The organism is Mycobacterium sp. SP-6446 (assembly GCF_001954045.1).
Lineage (GTDB): Bacteria > Actinomycetota > Actinomycetes > Mycobacteriales > Mycobacteriaceae > Mycobacterium.
Map to the genome: position 1 here is coordinate 1 of NZ_MBEM01000140.1, position 17,965 is coordinate 17,965.

General features: G+C 68.0%; 13 protein-coding genes and 1 pseudogene. 12 read left to right on the forward strand and 2 right to left on the reverse strand.

Annotation, left to right across the window (positions count from 1 at the left end):
- The 12 genes and pseudogenes from A5736_RS26800 to rfbA all read left to right on the forward strand — a co-directional run.
- Positions 1–431, forward strand: a 431-nt coding sequence (locus A5736_RS26800; protein WP_254848353.1) for a hypothetical protein, incomplete at its 5' end; no start/stop codon positions are given.
- Between the two features lie 134 nt (positions 432–565).
- A complete protein-coding gene (locus tag A5736_RS12840; RefSeq protein ID WP_076246701.1) occupies positions 566–1,660 on the forward strand; it encodes a hypothetical protein in 1,095 nt (364 codons plus the stop codon).
- Positions 1,661–1,859: 199 nt separating this feature from the next.
- A complete protein-coding gene (locus A5736_RS12845; RefSeq protein ID WP_175611261.1) occupies positions 1,860–3,347 on the forward strand; it encodes a hypothetical protein in 1,488 nt (495 codons plus the stop codon).
- Positions 3,348–3,433: 86 nt separating this feature from the next.
- Entirely contained in the window at positions 3,434–4,759 is a 1,326-nt protein-coding gene (locus A5736_RS12850) for a UDP-glucose/GDP-mannose dehydrogenase family protein (protein ID WP_076246587.1), read from the forward strand.
- A 392-nt stretch (positions 4,760–5,151) separates the two neighbouring features.
- Positions 5,152–8,754, forward strand: a pseudogene (locus A5736_RS12855) (nitrate reductase subunit alpha); the annotation flags it as partial.
- A gap of 1 nt (position 8,755) precedes the next feature.
- A complete protein-coding gene (narH, locus tag A5736_RS12860; protein WP_076246589.1) occupies positions 8,756–10,360 on the forward strand; it encodes a nitrate reductase subunit beta in 1,605 nt (534 codons plus the stop codon).
- A complete protein-coding gene (gene narJ, locus A5736_RS12865; protein ID WP_076246591.1) occupies positions 10,357–11,043 on the forward strand; it encodes a nitrate reductase molybdenum cofactor assembly chaperone in 687 nt (228 codons plus the stop codon). The genes narH and narJ overlap by 4 nt, the downstream gene beginning before the upstream one ends.
- Positions 11,040–11,783: a respiratory nitrate reductase subunit gamma gene (gene narI / locus A5736_RS12870; protein ID WP_076246593.1), complete on the forward strand. Its 744-nt coding sequence runs from the start codon at positions 11,040–11,042 to the stop codon at positions 11,781–11,783. Before narJ ends, narI begins: the two co-directional genes overlap by 4 nt.
- Positions 11,784–11,895: 112 nt before the next feature.
- The gene (locus tag A5736_RS12875) at positions 11,896–13,338 is read left to right on the forward strand and encodes a NarK/NasA family nitrate transporter (RefSeq protein ID WP_076123547.1); all 1,443 of its coding nucleotides are present in this window, start codon (positions 11,896–11,898) and stop codon (positions 13,336–13,338) included.
- A gap of 35 nt (positions 13,339–13,373) precedes the next feature.
- On the forward strand, positions 13,374–14,123 hold the full coding sequence (locus A5736_RS12880; protein WP_076246595.1) for a maleylpyruvate isomerase family mycothiol-dependent enzyme: 750 nt from the start codon (positions 13,374–13,376) through the stop codon (positions 14,121–14,123).
- A 35-nt stretch (positions 14,124–14,158) separates the two neighbouring features.
- On the forward strand, positions 14,159–14,533 hold the full coding sequence (locus tag A5736_RS12885; RefSeq protein WP_076123549.1) for a nuclear transport factor 2 family protein: 375 nt from the start codon (positions 14,159–14,161) through the stop codon (positions 14,531–14,533).
- Positions 14,534–14,549: 16 nt separating this feature from the next.
- Positions 14,550–15,416, forward strand: coding sequence for a glucose-1-phosphate thymidylyltransferase RfbA (rfbA, locus tag A5736_RS12890; protein WP_076123550.1), 867 nt, complete (start codon positions 14,550–14,552; stop codon positions 15,414–15,416).
- On the opposite strand, the gene A5736_RS12895 is transcribed toward rfbA, so the two are convergent.
- Complete coding sequence (locus A5736_RS12895) at positions 15,367–16,632, reverse strand: YibE/F family protein (protein ID WP_076246703.1); 1,266 nt, start codon at positions 16,630–16,632, stop codon at positions 15,367–15,369. The two genes, rfbA and A5736_RS12895, sit on opposite strands and share 50 nt — an antisense overlap.
- A gap of 31 nt (positions 16,633–16,663) precedes the next feature.
- Positions 16,664–17,953, reverse strand: coding sequence for a pyridoxal phosphate-dependent aminotransferase (locus A5736_RS12900; protein ID WP_076123551.1), 1,290 nt, complete (start codon positions 17,951–17,953; stop codon positions 16,664–16,666).
- Positions 17,954–17,965 lie beyond the last annotated feature (12 nt).

Consider the following 17,965-nt stretch of genomic DNA (forward strand, 5'->3'; position numbering starts at 1 on the left):
CGCGCTGTAGGCAACGTCCGGATCGCCCGGCTCAACGGCGGCAGATGGCGCTGCGGCGCCACGGGATTCGGGCAAGTACGCGGGTAGTAGTCCAGGCGCCCGCCCCGGTGGCGGTGCCGCATCCCATCGCCCCGCCGGCCGCAGCGCCGGTGCCCGCCGCTCCGCCGATCCCGGCACCGGTGCTTGTCCCCGTCCCGCGCGTGCCGATCATCGGACCCCCGGCACCCCGCGGGCCCTTCGGTGGTGGGCCCGGTCCCCGCGGGCCCTTTGGCGGCGGTCACGGTCCGTTTGGCGGCGGCCCCTTCGGTGGGGGACACGGGCCCTTCGGCGGGCACGGCTTCGGACCCTTCGGGGGCCACGGATTCGGCGGCGGCCACGGCTTCGGCGGCTTCGGTGGTGGCCACGGATTCGGCGGTTTCGGGCACAGGTAGCCGCGCGCGTCAGTGCGGCGAAACGGCCGCGTCGAGCTATGGTGGCGGACTGGGGCTTAGTCGCGCCCGTGATCGGCAAGCCCCGCAATGCGTTGTGTAACGCAGCAAATCAGTTGGGGGACTTGGAGATAACGGTGGACATCGTACTTGGCGTTTCTATGGCGCCGGAAACAGTCCGCATGGTGCTCATCGAGGGTGCGGGCGCCGGCGGCGTGACCGTCGATCAGGACGACTTCGACGTCACCGGTGATGCGGCGGTCGACGCCGCGGCGGATCGTGTGATCGCCGCGATCCTCGGGACTCGGAAAAGCGCCGTCGAAGGCGGCAACCAGCTGGTGTCCAGCGGTGTGGCCTTCACTGGTCCGGCCGAGGCCGACGCGCTGCGTGATGCGTTGGCCGCACACAAGCTTGAGAACGTCATGCTGGTGTCGGCGTTCATGGCCGCGGCGGCGCTGGCTCAGGCGGTCGGCAGCGCGACGAATTGCGCGCGCACCGCCCTGCTGTTCGTCGAGCCGGCCAACGCGACGCTGGCCGTCGTCGACAGTTCCGCGGGGTCGATCGTGGATGTGCGCCGCCGGCCCCTGCCCGACGGCGACGACGCGGCGCTCGCGCAGCTGACCGCGATGGTTTCGGGTGCGGAATCGATGAAAGCCCGCCCCGACGGGGTGTTCCTCGTGGGATCTGGCGTGGACATCCCGTCGATCAAGCCGACGCTGGAGGCGGCGACGTCGCTGTCGGTCACGGCACCCGAGGAACCGGATATGGCATTGGCGCGCGGGGCCGCGCTGGCGTCGGCGAACGCTCACTTGGGAGCCCCGTCCACCGCTGCGCTGCCCGACGCGGGTCCGGCCGGCTCGGGCTCAGCCGGGCTCGCCTACAGCGACGTCGCGGACGACGACAGTGGCGCCGCCCCCGAATCCGAGGCCGGTGCGCGGCGCAGCCGCAAGGCTCTGGTCGCGGTCGCCATCGCGGTGGTGGTCTTCGTCGGCGGGACCGTCGCGCTCACGCTCGCGTTGGCCTTCGGCATCCGCCCGCACGTGGAACAACGGCCGGACGTCGGCAAGTCCGTCGTCGCACCGGCCCCCGCGCCGCCGCCGCCGGCGGGCCCCGGCCCGGAAACCGCGGCACCCCCCAAAGACGCGCCGCCGCAAGACCCCTCCACGCGCACCAGGGACCGCGTCGACGACTGGTTGCACCGCCACATCGGGCACGGCATTCCGGGCTCGTAGCGGGTAGCCTCGGCCAAGACCCCGGTGCTTCGAACGAGCGTAAAATCGGGCAATTGGGGAACCCAGGGGGAGTTCGCGGCGTAGCGCCGCCGGTTGAGCGTGCGACGACGACGTCCCTGGCTGTGATGGCTAGCAATACGACCATGGAGGAGCTTTGGACACCGTACTTGGTGTGTCGATGGCGCCGACTGCAGTCAGGATGGTGCTGGTCGAGGGTGAAAACGGGGATGGCGCCACCGTCGACGAAGACAACTTCGACGTTTCCGCTGACGACGATGCGGCCACAGTGAGCGCTGCCGACCAGGTGGTGTCGGCGATCCTGGGTACCCGCGAGGGCGCCGCCGAGGGCGGCTACCAACTGGCGTCGACCGGAGTCACCTTCACCGACCCCGTCGAGGCCGCGGCCCTGCGCGATGCACTGGCTGCGCACAAGATCGAGAATGTGATGTTGGTCTCGGCCTTTCTGGCCGCGGCCGCTCTGGCTCAAGCGGTCGGCAACCAGACCAACTACGCCCAGACGGCGCTGCTGTACATCGAGCCCGATACCGCAACCCTGGCGGTCGTCGACAGCGCCGACGGATCGATCGCCGACGTCCATCGCGAGGCCCTCCCGGAAGACGACGAGGCAGCGGTGGCAAAGCTCGCCACGATGGTCTCCGCCGCCGAGGGCTTGCAGGCGCGCCCGGACGCGGTGTTCGTCGTCGGCTCCGGCATCGACATCCCGTTGATCAAGCCGGCGCTGGAGGCGGCGACCACCCTTCCGCTGACCGCACCCGAGGAGCCGCACACGGCACTGGCCCGCGGAGCCGCGCTGGCGTCGGCGAGTGCGCCGCTGTTTGTCTCGTCCACCGCAGCGCGTGCCTACGCCCAGGATCCCGGCACCGGAGCCATCGAGCCGCTCGCGGTCGCGCCCGGGTATTTCGAATTTCCCGGCACACAAGCCCGCGAGGACCTGGCCTACAGCGCCGTCCCTGAGGACTTTGCCGACACGTACACCGGCGAGCACGCCCCGGCGACGGGTTTTGTCGACGTCGGCGAGCGGAGATCGTTCGGCATGGTGGGGAGCGCCCTGGCGGGAATCTTCATCGTGGGTGTGGCGGCGCTGGTCGTTTCACTTGCGATCGCCATCCGGCCGACGTCCGGTGTGCGGCCCGTTCCCGGTCACAACGTCGTCGCCCCCGCCCAGCCGGCGCCGGCGGCCCCGGCGGCTCCCGCGCCCGCGCCAGCGGCGCCCGCGCCTGCCCCGGCCGCGGTGCCCGCGCCCGCCCCCGCGCCAGTTCCTGAGGCGCCGGCACCGCAGGCTCCCGCTCCCGTCGCGGTGCCGCCGGCCCCGGCACCGCCCGTTGTGGCACCCGCCCCGGCTCCCGTACCCATCCCGGAGGCTCCGGCGCCCGCACCGATTCCTGCCGCGCCGGCGCCGGCCCCCGTGCCCGTGGCGCCGATTCCGGTGCCGATTCCGTTGCCGATACCCGGCATCGGCGGTGGGCCCGGCGGCGGCGGATTCCCCGGCGGCGGTGGCGGCGGTCACGGTGACTACGGCGGCGGCGGTGGCCACGACGGCGGCGGCCCGTTCGGCGGCGGCGGGGGTGGATTCCCCGGCGGCGGCCACGGAGGCTTCGGCGGTGGCGGCCCCTTCGGCGGCGGCGGCGGCTTCGGTGGCGGCCACGGCGGAGGCCGCGGGCACTAGCTCCCGCGGCCACCTGTCACCTCCCGTTTGCCTGTCGCTCAGCGGGACGATGCAGTTAGCTCATCGCGGCCACCTACACCGGTTGTATGCGATGCACCGTTTTCGGCACCGGCTATCTGGGTGCCACGCACGCTGTCGGGATGGCCGAGCTAGGACATGAGGTCATCGGGGTCGATATCGATCCGGGTAAAGTCGCCAAGCTCGCGGGCGGCGACATTCCTTTCTACGAGCCTGGCCTGCAGAAGCTGTTGACCGAGAACCTGGCGGCGGGACGACTGCGGTTCACCACCGACTACGACCTGGCCGCGGAATTCGCCGACGTGCACTTCCTGGGGGTCGGCACGCCGCAGAAGAAGGGCGAGTACGGCGCCGACCTGCGCCACGTCCACGCCGTCATCGACACGCTGGTGCCCCGCCTGACCCGGCCGTCGGTGCTCGTCGGCAAGTCGACCGTCCCGGTGGGAACGGCAGCCGAGTTGAGTCAGCGGGCCGCAACGCTGGCGCCGCGGGGCGTCGACGTCGAGGTCGCCTGGAATCCGGAGTTCCTGCGCGAGGGATACGCCGTGCACGACACCTTGCACCCGGACCGCATTGTGCTTGGCATTCAACAGGATTCGACACACGCCGAGGCCGCGGTCCGCGAACTCTACGGGCCGCTGCTGCAGGCGGGGGTACCGTTCCTGGTGACGGACCTGCAGACCGCCGAGCTGGTCAAGGTGTCGGCCAATGCCTTTCTGGCGACCAAGATTTCGTTCATCAACGCGATCTCCGAGGTGTGCGAGGCCGCTGGCGCCGACGTCAGCGTGCTGGCCGATGCGCTTGGATACGATCCGCGGATCGGGCGCCAATGTCTCAACGCGGGTTTGGGTTTCGGCGGCGGCTGTCTGCCCAAGGACATCCGCGCCTTCATGGCCCGCGCCGGTGAGCTCGGTGCCGACCAGGCGCTGACGTTCCTGCGCGAGGTGGACAGCATCAACATGCGCCGCCGCACCCGGATGGTCGAACTGGCCACCGCAGCGTGCGGGGGATCGCTGCTGGGCGCCAACATCGCCGTGCTCGGTGCCGCGTTCAAACCCGAGTCCGATGACGTCCGCGACTCACCCGCGCTCAACGTCGCGGGCCAGCTGCAACTCAACGGCGCCGCGGTCAATGTGTACGACCCGAAGGCGCTCGACAACGCGCAGCGACTCTTCCCGACGCTCAACTACGCGGTGTCGGTGCAAGAGGCCTGCGAGCGCGCCGACGCGGTGCTGGTACTCACCGAGTGGCGGCAGTTCGTCGACCTCGACCCCGGCGACCTCGCCGACCGGGTGCGCGCCCGGGTCGTCGTCGACGGCCGTAACTGCCTCGACGTCGCTCGCTGGCAGCGGGCGGGCTGGCGCGTGTTCCGGCTCGGCGCGCGACGGCCCTAGCCGGGCCATAGCGGGCCGTGCGGGCGCCCTCGACACGCGACTCGCCCTGGGCCCCAATGCATGTGTTAACGAGATGAAAAATGCTTGATTCCGCGCTGTGACGGCCGCGCGGCCCGCCGCTGTCACGTTCCGGCAGCCATGCCTCCCATCAGTGCTTTTCCGGCGCCGCTGGCAAAAGTGCGACCCGGCTCACACACCGCAATATGACCGTGGTGTTACGGCAACCGCACAACCGTGAGACCGTGTCGGTGCGAATTTTTGATCGGGTAAAAACCTGCCTTACCCTCGGTAAATGACCGCGCGATAGCCGTCGTTCGAGAGGAGGCGCCATGGTCGATCTGAACCCGAATTACCAGAGCGCCGGCGACGCGTTGCTCGGTTTCAGCAAATATTTTCACCGCGGCGAGATTTCGCCGGACCACCGCGCGCTGCACAAGGTCGGCGGCCGGTCGGCCGACGACTTCTACCGGGACCGCTGGGCACACGACAAGGTCGTCCGTTCGACGCACGGCGTCAACTGCACGGGATCGTGCTCCTGGAAGATCTACGTCAAGGACGGCGTCATCACCTGGGAATCCCAGCAAACCGACTACCCATCGGTCGGCGCCGACAAGCCGGAGTACGAGCCGCGCGGCTGCCCCCGCGGCGCCTCGTTCTCCTGGTACACGTATTCGCCTGCGCGCGTGCGTTATCCGTACGTCCGCGGGGTCCTGCTGGAGTACTATCGCGAGGCCAAGGCGCGGCTGGACGACCCGGTGCTGGCGTGGGCCGACATCGTCGACGATCCCGTCAAGTCCGCCCGCTACAAGGCGGCGCGCGGCAAGGGCGGGTTTGTGCGCGCCGAGTGGTGGGAGGCCGCCGAGATCGCGGCGGCCGCGCACGTGCACACGATCAAGAAGTACGGGCCCGACCGGGTCGCCGGCTTCTCGCCGATACCGGCGATGTCGATGGTCAGTCACGCCGTTGGGGCGCGGTTCATTTCGCTCCTCGGCGGGTCGATGCTGTCGTTCTACGACTGGTACGCCGACCTGCCGGTGGCGTCGCCGCAGGTGTTCGGCGACCAGACCGATGTTCCGGAGTCGGCCGACTGGTTCGACGCCGGATACCTGATCATGTGGGGCTCCAACGTTCCGGTCACCAGGACGCCGGACGCGCACTACATGACCGAAGCCCGGTACCGCGGCCAAAAGGTGGTCGTGGTCTCGCCCGACTACGCGGACAACACCAAGTTCGCCGATGAATGGCTGCCGGCCCGACCGGGCACCGACGCGGCGCTGGCGATGGCGATGGGACACGTCATCCTCAAGGAGTTCTTCGTCGACCGGACGACCCCCTACTTCACCGACTACGTGAAGCGCTACACAGATCTGCCGTTCCTGGTGACGCTCACCGAGCGAGACGGGGGCTGGCTGCCCGGAAAATTCCTCACCGCAGCGGATCTCGGCGACACTAGCGAAGGGGCCGAGTCGAAGACTGTGCTGCTCGACGCGCAGGCCAACCCGGTGGTGCCGAACGGCTCGCTGGGCCACCGGTTCACGGCGTCCGGCGAGGGCAAGTGGAACCTCGACCTGCACGGCGTGGACCCGCTGCTGACGCTGCACGGCGTCGGCGACGACATGGCCGAGGTCAAACTGCCGCGCTTCGACGGCGACCGGCCCGGTGTCCTGGTCCGCGGGGTACCGACGAAAATCGTTGCCGGACAACGCGTGACGACGGTCTTCGACATCCTGCTCGCCCAATACGGCGTGCACCGCGACGGCCTGCCGGGGGAGTGGCCCGCGGACTACGACGACGCCACCGTCCCGTACACCCCCGCCTGGCAGGAGCCGATCACCGGTGTGCCCGCCAAGGCGGTCGAACGGATCGCGCGCGAATTCGCCGACAACGCCGAACGTTCGCGCGGCCGATCGATGATTCTGATGGGCGCGGGAACCAATCACTGGTTCCATTCCGACCAGATCTACCGATCGTTTCTCACGCTGGTGATGCTCACCGGCTGTCAGGGCGTCAACGGCGGCGGCTGGGCGCATTACGTCGGGCAGGAGAAATGCCGGCCGGTCACCGGGTGGTCGACGCTGGCGTTCGCGTTGGACTGGCAGCGGCCGCCGCGCCAGATGCAGGGCACGGTGTTTTGGTACCTGGCGACCGACCAGTGGCGCTACGACCGGTTCACCTCGGAGGTGATGGCCTCCCCGCTGGCCGAGGGGCGGTTCGCGGGCCGGACCGCGGCCGACAGCATCGCCCTGGCCAGCCGGCTGGGCTGGATGCCGAGTTATCCCACCTTCAACCGCAATCCGCTGGATCTGGCCGACGAGGCGGCGCGGCTGGGCAAGGACGCGTCGGAGCACGTCGTCGACGGCCTGAAGTCCGGCCATCTGCAGTTCGCCTGCGAGGACCCGGACGCGCCCGAGAATTTCCCGCGCTGCCTGACGGTGTGGCGTTCCAACCTGCTCGGCTCGTCGGCCAAGGGCAACGAGTACTTCCTCAAACACCTGCTGGGCACCGACTCCAACGTCGCGGCAACAGACGAGGATGCGGTGCGGCCGCAGGAAGTGCGCTGGCGTGACGAGGCGCCGGTGGGAAAGCTGGACCTGTTGTTGTCGATCGACTTCCGCAATACCAGCACCACACTGTTTTCCGACATCGTGCTGCCCGCGGCCACCTGGTATGAGAAGCACGACCTGTCCAGCACCGACATGCACCCGTTTGTGCACGCCTTCTCGCCGGCGATCTCACCGCCGTGGGAGACCAAGACCGACTTCGAGGCCTTCCACCGGATCGCACGCGGGTTCTCCTGGCTGGCCGAAAAGCACCTGGGGAAGCGCAAGGACATCATCGCCGTGCCGCTGCAGCACGACAGCGCCGACGCCACCGCGCAGCCCGGGGGACGGGTGCTGGACTGGAAAGCCGGTGAGTGCGAGCCGATTCCCGGCAAGACGATGCCGCGGCTGGTCGTCGTCGAGCGGGACTATCCCGCGGTCGGCGACAAGATGGCGGCGCTCGGGCCGATGGTGGAAACCGTCGGGCTGACGACCAAGGGCGTGACGACGCATCCCGACGCAGAGGTCGAGTACCTCAAGGGCGTCAACGGCACGGTGGTCAGCGGCATGGCCGTCGGGCGGCCGTCACTGGCCAAGGACACCCACGCCGCCGAGGCGATCCTGGCGCTGTCCGGGACGACGAACGGGCGCCTGGCGGTCGAGGGGTTCGAGGCGCTGCAGCGGCGCACCGGCACCGAGCTGGCCGACCTCGCGAAGGAGAACGAGGGCCGGCGAATCACGTTCGCCGACACGCAGTCTCGGCCGGTGCCGGTGAACACCTCGCCGGAGTGGTCGGGTTCGGAGACTGGCGGCCGGCGGTACTCGCCGTTCACGATCAACACCGAACGGCTCAAGCCGTGGCACACCCTGACGGGTCGCCAGCACTTCTACCTCGACCACGACTGGATGAGCGAACTCGGCGAGCAGTTGCCGATCTTCCGTCCGCCCCTGGACATGACCGCGCTGTTCGACGAGCCGGCCGTCGGCGACACCAGCGGTGGGATCACCGTGCGGTATCTGACGCCGCACTCCAAGTGGTCCATCCACTCCGCCTACCAGGACAACCTGCACATGCTCACGCTTTCCCGTGGCGGGCAGGCGATCTGGATGTCCGACGTGGACGCGGCGAAGATCGGCGTCAAGGACAACGACTGGATCGAATGCACCAACCGCAACGGCGTGGTCAACGCGCGGGCGATCGTCAGTCACCGGATGCCCGAAGGTCTGGTGTTCATGTACCACGCGCAGGACAAGGCGGTCGACGTGCCCCGCACCGAGAAGACCGGAAAACGCGGCGGTATCCACAACGCGCTGACCCGGATCATGATCAAGCCGTCGCACCTGATCGGCGGCTACGCCCAGCAGTCGTTCGCGCTGAACTACCACGGGCCCACCGGAAACCAGCGCGACGAGGTCACCACGATCAGGCGCCGTTCGCAAGAAGTGGAGTACTGACATGAAAGTCATGGCTCAGCTCGCGATGGTGATGAACCTCGACAAGTGCATCGGTTGCCACACCTGCAGCGTCACCTGCAAGCAGGCCTGGACCAACCGCGGCGGCATGGAGTATGCCTGGTTCAACAACGTGGAAACCCGTCCTGGACAGGGATACCCGCGCCGCTACCAAGACCAGGAAAAGTGGAAGGGCGGCTGGACGCTCAACAAGCGCGGCAAGCTGACGCTCAAGTCGGGGTCGCGGATCAAGCGGCTGCTCAACATCTTCGCCAACCCCGACCTGCCCACGGTGTCGGACTACTACGACCCGTGGACCTACGACTACGAGAACCTGCTGTCCGCCCCCGCGATGGACACCACGCCGGTGGCCCGCCCCAAGTCGCTGATCACCGGCCAGGACACCAAGGTGACCTGGGGCGCCAACTGGGACGACGACCTCGGCGGTGGGCCAGAGCAGGTGGGCCGGGACCCGTTGCTGGCCAAGCTATCCGACGAAGTGAAGCTCGAATTCGAGCAGACGTTCATGTTCTACCTACCGCGCATCTGCGAGCACTGCCTCAACCCCTCGTGCGCCGCGTCATGCCCGTCCGGCGCGATCTACAAGCGCAGCGAAGACGGCATCGTGCTGGTCGATCAGGACAAGTGCCGCGGCTGGCGGCAGTGCGTCACGGGCTGTCCCTACAAAAAGATCTACTTCAACCACAAGACCGGCAAGGCCGAGAAGTGCACGTTCTGCTACCCACGCGTGGAGGTGGGCATCCCGACGGTGTGCTCGGAAACCTGCGTCGGCCGGCTGCGCTACATCGGGGTGCTGCTCTACGACGCCGATGCCGTCGCGGCCGCGGCGTCGGTCCAAAACGAGCAGGACCTCTACCCGGCCCAGCTCGGTGTCTTCTTGAACCCGCACGACCCCCGGGTAGTCGCGGAGGCCGAACGCGCCGGGATATCGAGCGAGTGGATTGAGGCCGCGCAGAATTCGCCGGTGTACCGGCTCATCGTCGACTACCAGCTGGCGCTTCCGCTGCACCCGGAGTACCGCACCATGCCGATGGTTTGGTACATCCCGCCGCTGTCGCCGGTCGTTGACGTGCTGGCCAAGACCGGCCACGACGGCGAGAACAAGAACAACCTGTTCGGCGCCATTGATGCCCTGCGCGTCCCGATCGAATACCTGGCCGAGCTGTTCACCGCCGGCGATCCCGGCCCCGTTCGCCTTGCGCTGCAACGGCTTGCGGCGATGCGATCGTACATGCGCGCGGCGAACCTGGGCGAGGAGTTCGACGACACCATTCCGGACTCGGTGCGGCTAAGCGGCGACGAGATCGAATCGATGTACCGGCTACTGGCGATCGCCAAGTACGCCGACCGCTACGTGATCCCCAGCGGCGCGGGGTCCGACGCGCACCGACTCGACGCGCTCGCCACCGGGTGCAGCCTCGACGGCGACGGCGGGCCGGGAATGACGGCCTACGACGCGATGGCCGACAAATTCCACGTCACCAACGGCGACGGCAACGGCACCGACAACGGCGACCGCAGCAAGTCCGGCAGGAACCTGCTCAACTGGGACGGCAAGAGCACCGACGGGCTGGTGCCCTCGAAGTGAAAACGTTGACCCGCAATCGGCGCCCGGCCCGCGCCGCCGTTCCCGAACGCGACCGCCGGCTGCTGTGGCGCATCGCCGCGCTGCTGCTGGACTACCCCAGTGACCAGACGCTCGCGATGACCGATGAATTGACCGCCGCCGCAACGCAACTGCCCGTAGCGCTGGGCGCGCCGCTACTCGAGTTTCTGCGGCAGGAGTTCCGCGGCGCCGATCCGATGCGGCTGGCGGCGCGGTACGTCGAGACGTTCGACATGCGCCGGCGCGCCAGCCTGCACCTGACCTACTACGCCTACGGCGACACCCGCAAGCGGGGCATGGCGTTGCTGCGCTTCAAGCACGCCTACCGCCAGGCGGGGATGCAGCTAGGCGACGACGAACTGCCCGACTACCTGCCGCTGGTGCTCGAGTTCGCTGCGACCGTCGACCCCGCGCAGGGCGAGCGGCTGCTCGCCGAACATGTGCCGGTACTGGAATTGCTCCGATTGTCGCTGCGGGACAGCGGTTCTGGCTACGCCGGTATCCTCGCCGCCGTCCTCGCCACGCTGCCGCCGATCAGCACCGCCGACCGACGCCGCATCGCCGAACTGGCCGCGGAGGGACCGCCGGAGGAAGACGTCGGACTCGAGCCGTTCGCGATGGATCCGCTCGCGATGGATCCGCTGAGCGCCGGAGGTCGCCGATGAACATCGTGCTCTGGATGACCGCGCCGTATGTCGCGTTCACATCGTTTGTCGTGGGCCACCTCTGGCGCTACCGCACCGATCAGTTCGGCTGGACCACACGGTCGTCGCAGATCTACGAAAGCCGGCTGCTGCGCATGGGCAGCCCGCTGTTTCACTTCGGCCTGCTTGGTGTCTTCGGTGGACACGTCGTCGGCCTGATGATCCCCGAATCCTGGACGTCGGCGGTCGGGTTCCCCGAATGGGGATACCACCTGATGGCCGTGACGATGGGTTCGCTGGCCGGCGCCGCGGTCGTGACGGGGCTGGGAATCCTGCTGTACCGGCGCGTCACGGTGCCCGAGGTCAGGAAGGCAACCACCCGCAGTGACAAGGTGATGTATGCGCTACTGGTAGGTGCGCTGGTGACCGGGATGCTCAACACCCTGAACAACGTGTTCACCACCTACAACTATCGCGAGACCGTATCGCCGTGGTTCCGCAGCCTTTTCACGCTGGATCCGGCGGTCGAGCTGATGGCCAACGCGCCCTGGACGTTTCAGGTGCATGCGCTGATAGTGCTTGCACTGCTTGGTATTTGGCCTTACACGCGGCTGGTGCACATGTTCAGCGCGCCGGCCGGATATCTGGTCCGCCCTTACCTTGTCTACCGCAGCCGCGACCCGCAGAAGGCGTCGGCCAACCGCTACGCGAAGGCCTGGGTGGCACCCGTGGCGCCGCCCGCACGCAGCCGCTGGGTGTGACGGCGATCTCATAAATAGCTCACGCCCCCGGCGTGCCCGGATGTGAGCAGCTTGTAGCACGCGGGTCATCGCGGGAAGCGTTGCCGCAATAACACTTTCCTACGGTGATTGCATGCTGTTACAGACGCGCCGACACACGATCGATGACTGGGACGCCGAAGACGTCAACGCCTGGAACAACGGCGGTGCAAAGATCGCGCGCCGCAACCTGATCTGGTCGATCTTCGCCGAGCACGTCGGGTTTTCCGTCTGGTCCATCTGGTCGGTGATGGTCCTTTTCATGCCGCAGAACGTCTACCACATCGACGCCGCCGGAAAGTTCTTCCTCGTCGCGATGCCGACACTGGTCGGCGCGATCCTGCGCCTGCCGTACACGTTCGCGACCGCGACATTCGGCGGGCGCAACTGGACGGTGTTCTCCGCGGTGGCGTTGGCGCTACCCACGGCGTTGACGCTCTACTTCATGGCCCACCCCGGCACGTCCTACACGACCTTCATGATCGTGGCGGCTATCGCTGGCCTGGGCGGCGGCAACTTCGCGTCGTCGATGACGAACATCAACGCGTTCTATCCGCAGCGGCTCAAGGGCTGGGCGCTCGGGCTGAACGCAGGCGGCGGCAACATCGGTGTCGCGATGATCCAGATCGTCGGGCTGCTGGTGATCGCCACCGCGGGTAACCGTGCGCCGCACCTGGTGTGCGCCGTGTATCTGGTCCTCTTGTCGCTCGCCGCGGTCGGTGCCTCACTGTTCATGGACAACCTGACGAACCAGCGCACCAACGGCCGCTCGATGATCGACGTGATGCGCTACCGCGACTCGTGGTTGATCGCGCTGCTCTACATCGGGACGTTCGGTTCGTTCATCGGCTTCTCCTTTGCGTTCGGCCAAGTGCTGCAAATCAGCTTCCTGGCCAACCTGTCTCACGGCGCGAAAGTCACCCCGGCCATGACCGCCCACGCGGCCCTGCACGCCGCCCAGATCGCGTTCATCGGCCCGTTGCTGGGTTCGATCGCGCGGCCGCTGGGCGGTTCGCTGTCCGACCGCATCGGCGGCAGCCGGGTCACTCTTTACGTCTTCGCCGCGATGATCGCGGTGGCCGGCTGGCTGGTGGCGCTGGGCCGGATGGCCGACGCCGCCCACGGCGCCGTGTCGGGCGGCGGCATGGCCGCCTACGTGGCCGGGTTCGTGGCGCTGTTCATCCTGTCTGGAATCGGCAACGGCTCGGTGTACAAGATGATCCCGTCGATCTTCGACGCCAAGGCGCACAGCATCGACGATCTCGGGCAGGCCGAGAAGGCCGACTGGTCGCGCCGGATGTCGGGCGCGCTGATCGGGATCGCCGGGGCCATCGGCGCGCTCGGCGGTGTCGGCATCAACGTCGTGCTGCGCGCGTCGTACCTGTCGCCCGCGAAATCGGCGACGACCGCATTCGGGGTCTTCCTGGCCTTCTATGTGGTGTGCGCCGTGATCACCTGGTTCGCCTACGTCCGCACCCCTGGTCGGGCGCGCTTCCGGAAGCCGGCCACGGTCGCGGAGGCCGCCGCACCGGCGTGATACCCGCGCCCAACGGGCCCGGGTAGCCTGACCGCGTGGACTATGCGGCCGCGTTCCTGAAGGAGAACCGCGCGTTCTCAGAGCTTTTCCGCGACGTCGACGACGCCACGCCCGTGCCGACGTGCCCGGGCTGGAGCCTCAAGCAATTGCTGCGCCACGTGGGCCGCGGCGATCGCTGGGCCGCCCAGATCGTGCGGGACCGGCTCGACAGCTACCTTGATCCCCGCAGTGTCGAGGGCGGCAAGCCGCCGCCGGACCCTGCCGACGCGATCTCCTGGCTGCAGGGCGGCGCCCAGCGGCTCGTCGATGCCGTTGAGCTGTCGGGCGTCGAGACGCCGGTGTGGACGTTTCTCGGGACGCGGCCGGCGAATTGGTGGGTCCGGCGCCGGCTGCATGAAGTCGCGGTGCACCGGGCCGACGCGGCCATCGCGCTGGGACGCGAGTTCACGCTCGAACCCGACATCGCGGCCGATGCGATCACCGAATGGCTTGAACGGGTAGCGATCCAGGCCGGAAGTGACGGCGAGGCACTGCCGCTCGAGGAAGGCAACACCATCCACCTGCACGCCACCGATTCCGGTGCAACCAGCGAATGGACGATCAGCGCCGCCGGCGGCCGGATCGGCTTTGCGCACGAGCACGGCAAGGGCACCGTGGCGCTGCGCGGCGGCGCCACCGAGCTGCTGCTGGCGCTCGTGCGCCGCGTTCCCGTCGGCGACACCGGCGTCGAGGTGTTCGGCGACGATTCGGTCTGGCGCAACTGGCTCGACCACACGGCTTTCTAGCCACGGCCGGGTGCCCACACGGTAACTTTCAGACCATGACCACATCGGAGATCGCCACCGTTCTGGCGTGGCACGACGCTCTCAACGCCGCCGACCTCGACACGTTGGTGGCCCTGTCCAGCGACGACATCGACATCGGCGACGCCCACGGGGCCGCGCAAGGCCACGAGGCGCTGCGCAGGTGGGCCGCCTCGCGCAAAGCGACGGCGGAGATCGGCCGGATTTACGTCCACGACGGCGTTGTCGTCGTCGAGCAGAAGCTCAGCACACCCGACGATCCCGGCGGGGTCACCAACTCGGCGTCGGCGTTCCGGGTGGTGCACGACCGCGTCACTTCGGTCTTCCATCATCACGACCTGGCATCGGCGTTGGCGGCCACCGAGCTCACCGAAGCCGACGCCGCCGATTAAGGCATCAGGAGCATTCATGCGCGGGATCATCTTGGCGGGCGGCTCGGGCACGCGCCTGCACCCGATCACCATGGGCATCAGCAAGCAGTTGCTGCCGGTCTACGACAAACCGATGGTCTACTACCCGCTGTCCACCCTGATGATGGCGGGCATCCGCGACATTCTGGTGATCACCACCCCGCACGACGCGGAGGGCTTTGAGCGACTCCTCGGTGACGGCTCGCAATTCGGCGTCGATATCAGCTACGCGACGCAGCATCGACCCGACGGGCTGGCGCAAGCCTTCGTCGTCGGCGAAAAATACATCGGCGGCGATTCGGTGGCATTGGTGTTGGGGGACAACATCTTCTACGGCCCGGGACTGGGCACCAGCCTCAGTCGCTTCCAAAAGATCAGCGGCGGAGCAATTTTCGCTTACTGGGTGGCCAACCCGTCGGACTACGGCGTCGTCGAGTTCGGGCCCGACGGCATGGCCCTGTCACTCGAGGAGAAACCGGCCACACCCAAGTCCCAGTACGCCGTGCCCGGCTTGTATTTCTACGACAACGACGTAGTCGAAATCGCCAAGGGCTTAAAGAAATCCGCGCGCGGCGAGTACGAGATCACCGAAGTCAACCAGATCTATCTCAACCGGGGACGGCTCGCGGTCGAGGTGATGGCCCGCGGCACGGCGTGGTTGGACACCGGCACCTTCGACTCGCTGCTGGACGCCAGCGACTACGTCCGCACCCTGGAACGACGGCAGGGCCTGAAGGTCAGCGTTCCCGAGGAAGTGGCGTGGCGCCAGGGGTGGATCGACGAGGAGCAGATGGAGCGCCGCGCGCACACCTTGGTCAAGTCCGGGTATGGGCGCTACCTGCTGGAGCTGCTGGAACGGAACTGACGCCGCCCGGTTTGGCCAGCACCGCCGCGATCGCCGTCGTCAGCGGCACCGAAAGTGCCAGCGCCACACCGCCAACCGCTGAGCGCGCCAGCTCGATCGCCACGCTCTCGCTCGTCAGCACGTCACCGAGCGAGCGGTTGGCGACGCTGAATAGCAACAGCAGCGGCAGCGAACTGCCGGCGTAGGCGAGCACCAGCGTGTACACCGTGCTGGCGATATGATCGCGGCCCACCCGAATCGCGCCGAGGAAGATGGCCCGCCGCGAGCCGCCGAGGTGGGCGAGCTCGAACACCGTGGACGCTTGGGTCACGGTCACGTCGTTGAGCACACCCAGCGATCCGATGATGAACCCGGCTAGCAGCAGGCCGCTGATCGAGACGTTGCCCAGATACGCGCTGACCGTGGAGTTCTGGTCGTCCGACAGCCCGGTCAGATGAGCGAATTCGATTGCCGCCCAAGATAATCCCGCTGCCAGCAGCAATGCCGACAAGGTGCCCAGCAGCGCGGCGCTAGTGCGCAGGTTGACCCCGTGCGCGAGGTAGATCACCACGTAGAGGATCGCGGCCGACGCCACCAGTGCCACGGGGACGGCCGGCGCGCCGTCTCGCAGCGCGGGCAGCAGGAACACCACCAGCACCAGGAACGCGACGACGATGCCCACCAACGCGAGCAGCCCACGCCAGCGCGCCACCGCGACGATCACCACCGCGAACACGATCGCGAGGCCGACCAGGGCCCAGCCCCGTTCGAAGTCGTAGAAGGCGTAGCTGGTAGCGCCCTGCTCGTCGACCTGCCGGACGAGCCGGATGTGGTCGCCCGCCGCGAATTGGGGCTGACCGGGGCCTGGGGAGGACTCCAGCAAGGTGTGCGCGCCCGCGTTCGGTCCGGAATCGATTGCGACCAACGTCAGTACGCACCGTCCGGCGCCCGGCGTTCCGGGCTGGGGCGCGGTGCTCAGCACCTGGCCTGTCGACGGGCTGCCGCAGTCGCTCAGCCCGCTGGACAGCACGTGGCCGCGCTGGGTGCTCACCGCGCCGCCGGAGGCGTTCTGGAACGGCATCGGGATGGCGACGTGCTGGCGGCTGGGCCACAACAACACCGCGCCGGCGATCACGGCCAGGCCGATCGCGGCCAGCAGCCCGACGACGATCCGGGCGGGCAGGGGTCCCAGCGGGGTCGGGCCGGACGACAAAGTGTGCGAGTGTGAGTGGGTCACCCGCTCCACCGTAGAGGCGGCCGGAAACCGCCTACGGCCGGTAGCTGGCCAGGAAGTTGCCCAACCGGTCGATCGCGGCCGCCAGATCCCGGGCCCAGGGCAGCGTCACGATGCGTAGGTGATCCGGTGTGGGCCAGTTGAACCCGGTGCCCTGGGTGACCAGGATCTTCTCCTGCAGCAGCAGGTCGAGCACCAGCTGTTCGTCGTCTTCGATGTCGTAGACCTCGGGGTCCAGCCGCGGAAACGTATACAGGGCGCCCTCGGGTTTGACGCAGGACACCCCGGGAATCTCGTTGAGCTTCTTCCACGCGACGTCGCGCTGCTCGAGCAGCCGGCCGCCGGGAAGCACGAGGTCCTCGATGCTCTGGTGGCCGCCGAGGGCAACCTGGATCGCGTGCTGGGCGGGAACGTTCGGGCACAGTCGCATATTGGCCAGCAGGCTGACGCCCTCGATGAAGCTTTCGGCGTGGTCCTTGGGTCCGGTGATGGCCAGCCAGCCCGCGCGGTATCCGGCGACGCGGTAAGCCTTGGACAGGCCGTTGAAGGTCAGGCACAGCATGTCGTGGGCGAGCGACGCCACGCTGATGTGCTTGGCATCGTCGTAGAGGATCTTGTCGTAGATCTCGTCGGCAAGTAGCAACAGCTGGTGCTTGCGCGCCAGGTCGACCATCTGGGTGAGGACTTCGCGGCTATAGACGGCGCCGGTGGGGTTGTTCGGGTTGATCACCACCAGCGCCTTGGTGCGCTCGGTGATCTTGGATTCGATGTCGGCGATGTCCGGCTGCCAGCCCTGGGTCTCGTCACACAGGTAGTGCACCGGGGTGCCGCCCGCCAGGGAGGTCGACGCCGTCCACAGCGGGTAATCCGGCGAGGGGATCAACACCTGATCGCCGTTGTCCAGCAGGGCCTGCAGCGTCATGGTGATGAGCTCGGAGACCCCGTTGCCGAGATAGACGTCGTCGACGTCGAACCGTGGGAAGTCGTCGACCAGCTCGTATCGGGTGACCACCGCACGCCGGGCCGGCAGGATGCCCTGCGAGTCCGAGTAGCCCTGCGCGTACGGCAGCGCCTGGATCATGTCGCGCATGATCACGTCGGGCGCCTCGAAGCCGAACGGCGCCGGGTTGCCGATGTTCAGCTTGAGGATCCGATGCCCTTCGGCCTCCAGCCGTGCCGCGTGCTGGTGCACCGGGCCGCGGATTTCGTACAGGACGTCCTGCAGCTTGGACGACTGCGCGAAGGCGCGCTGCCGGTGGTGACCTGCGGTATGCAGGTGCAGCTGGTGTGCGGTCACGTCACCTATGGTGCCATCTCTGTCCACCGAAATTTGCTG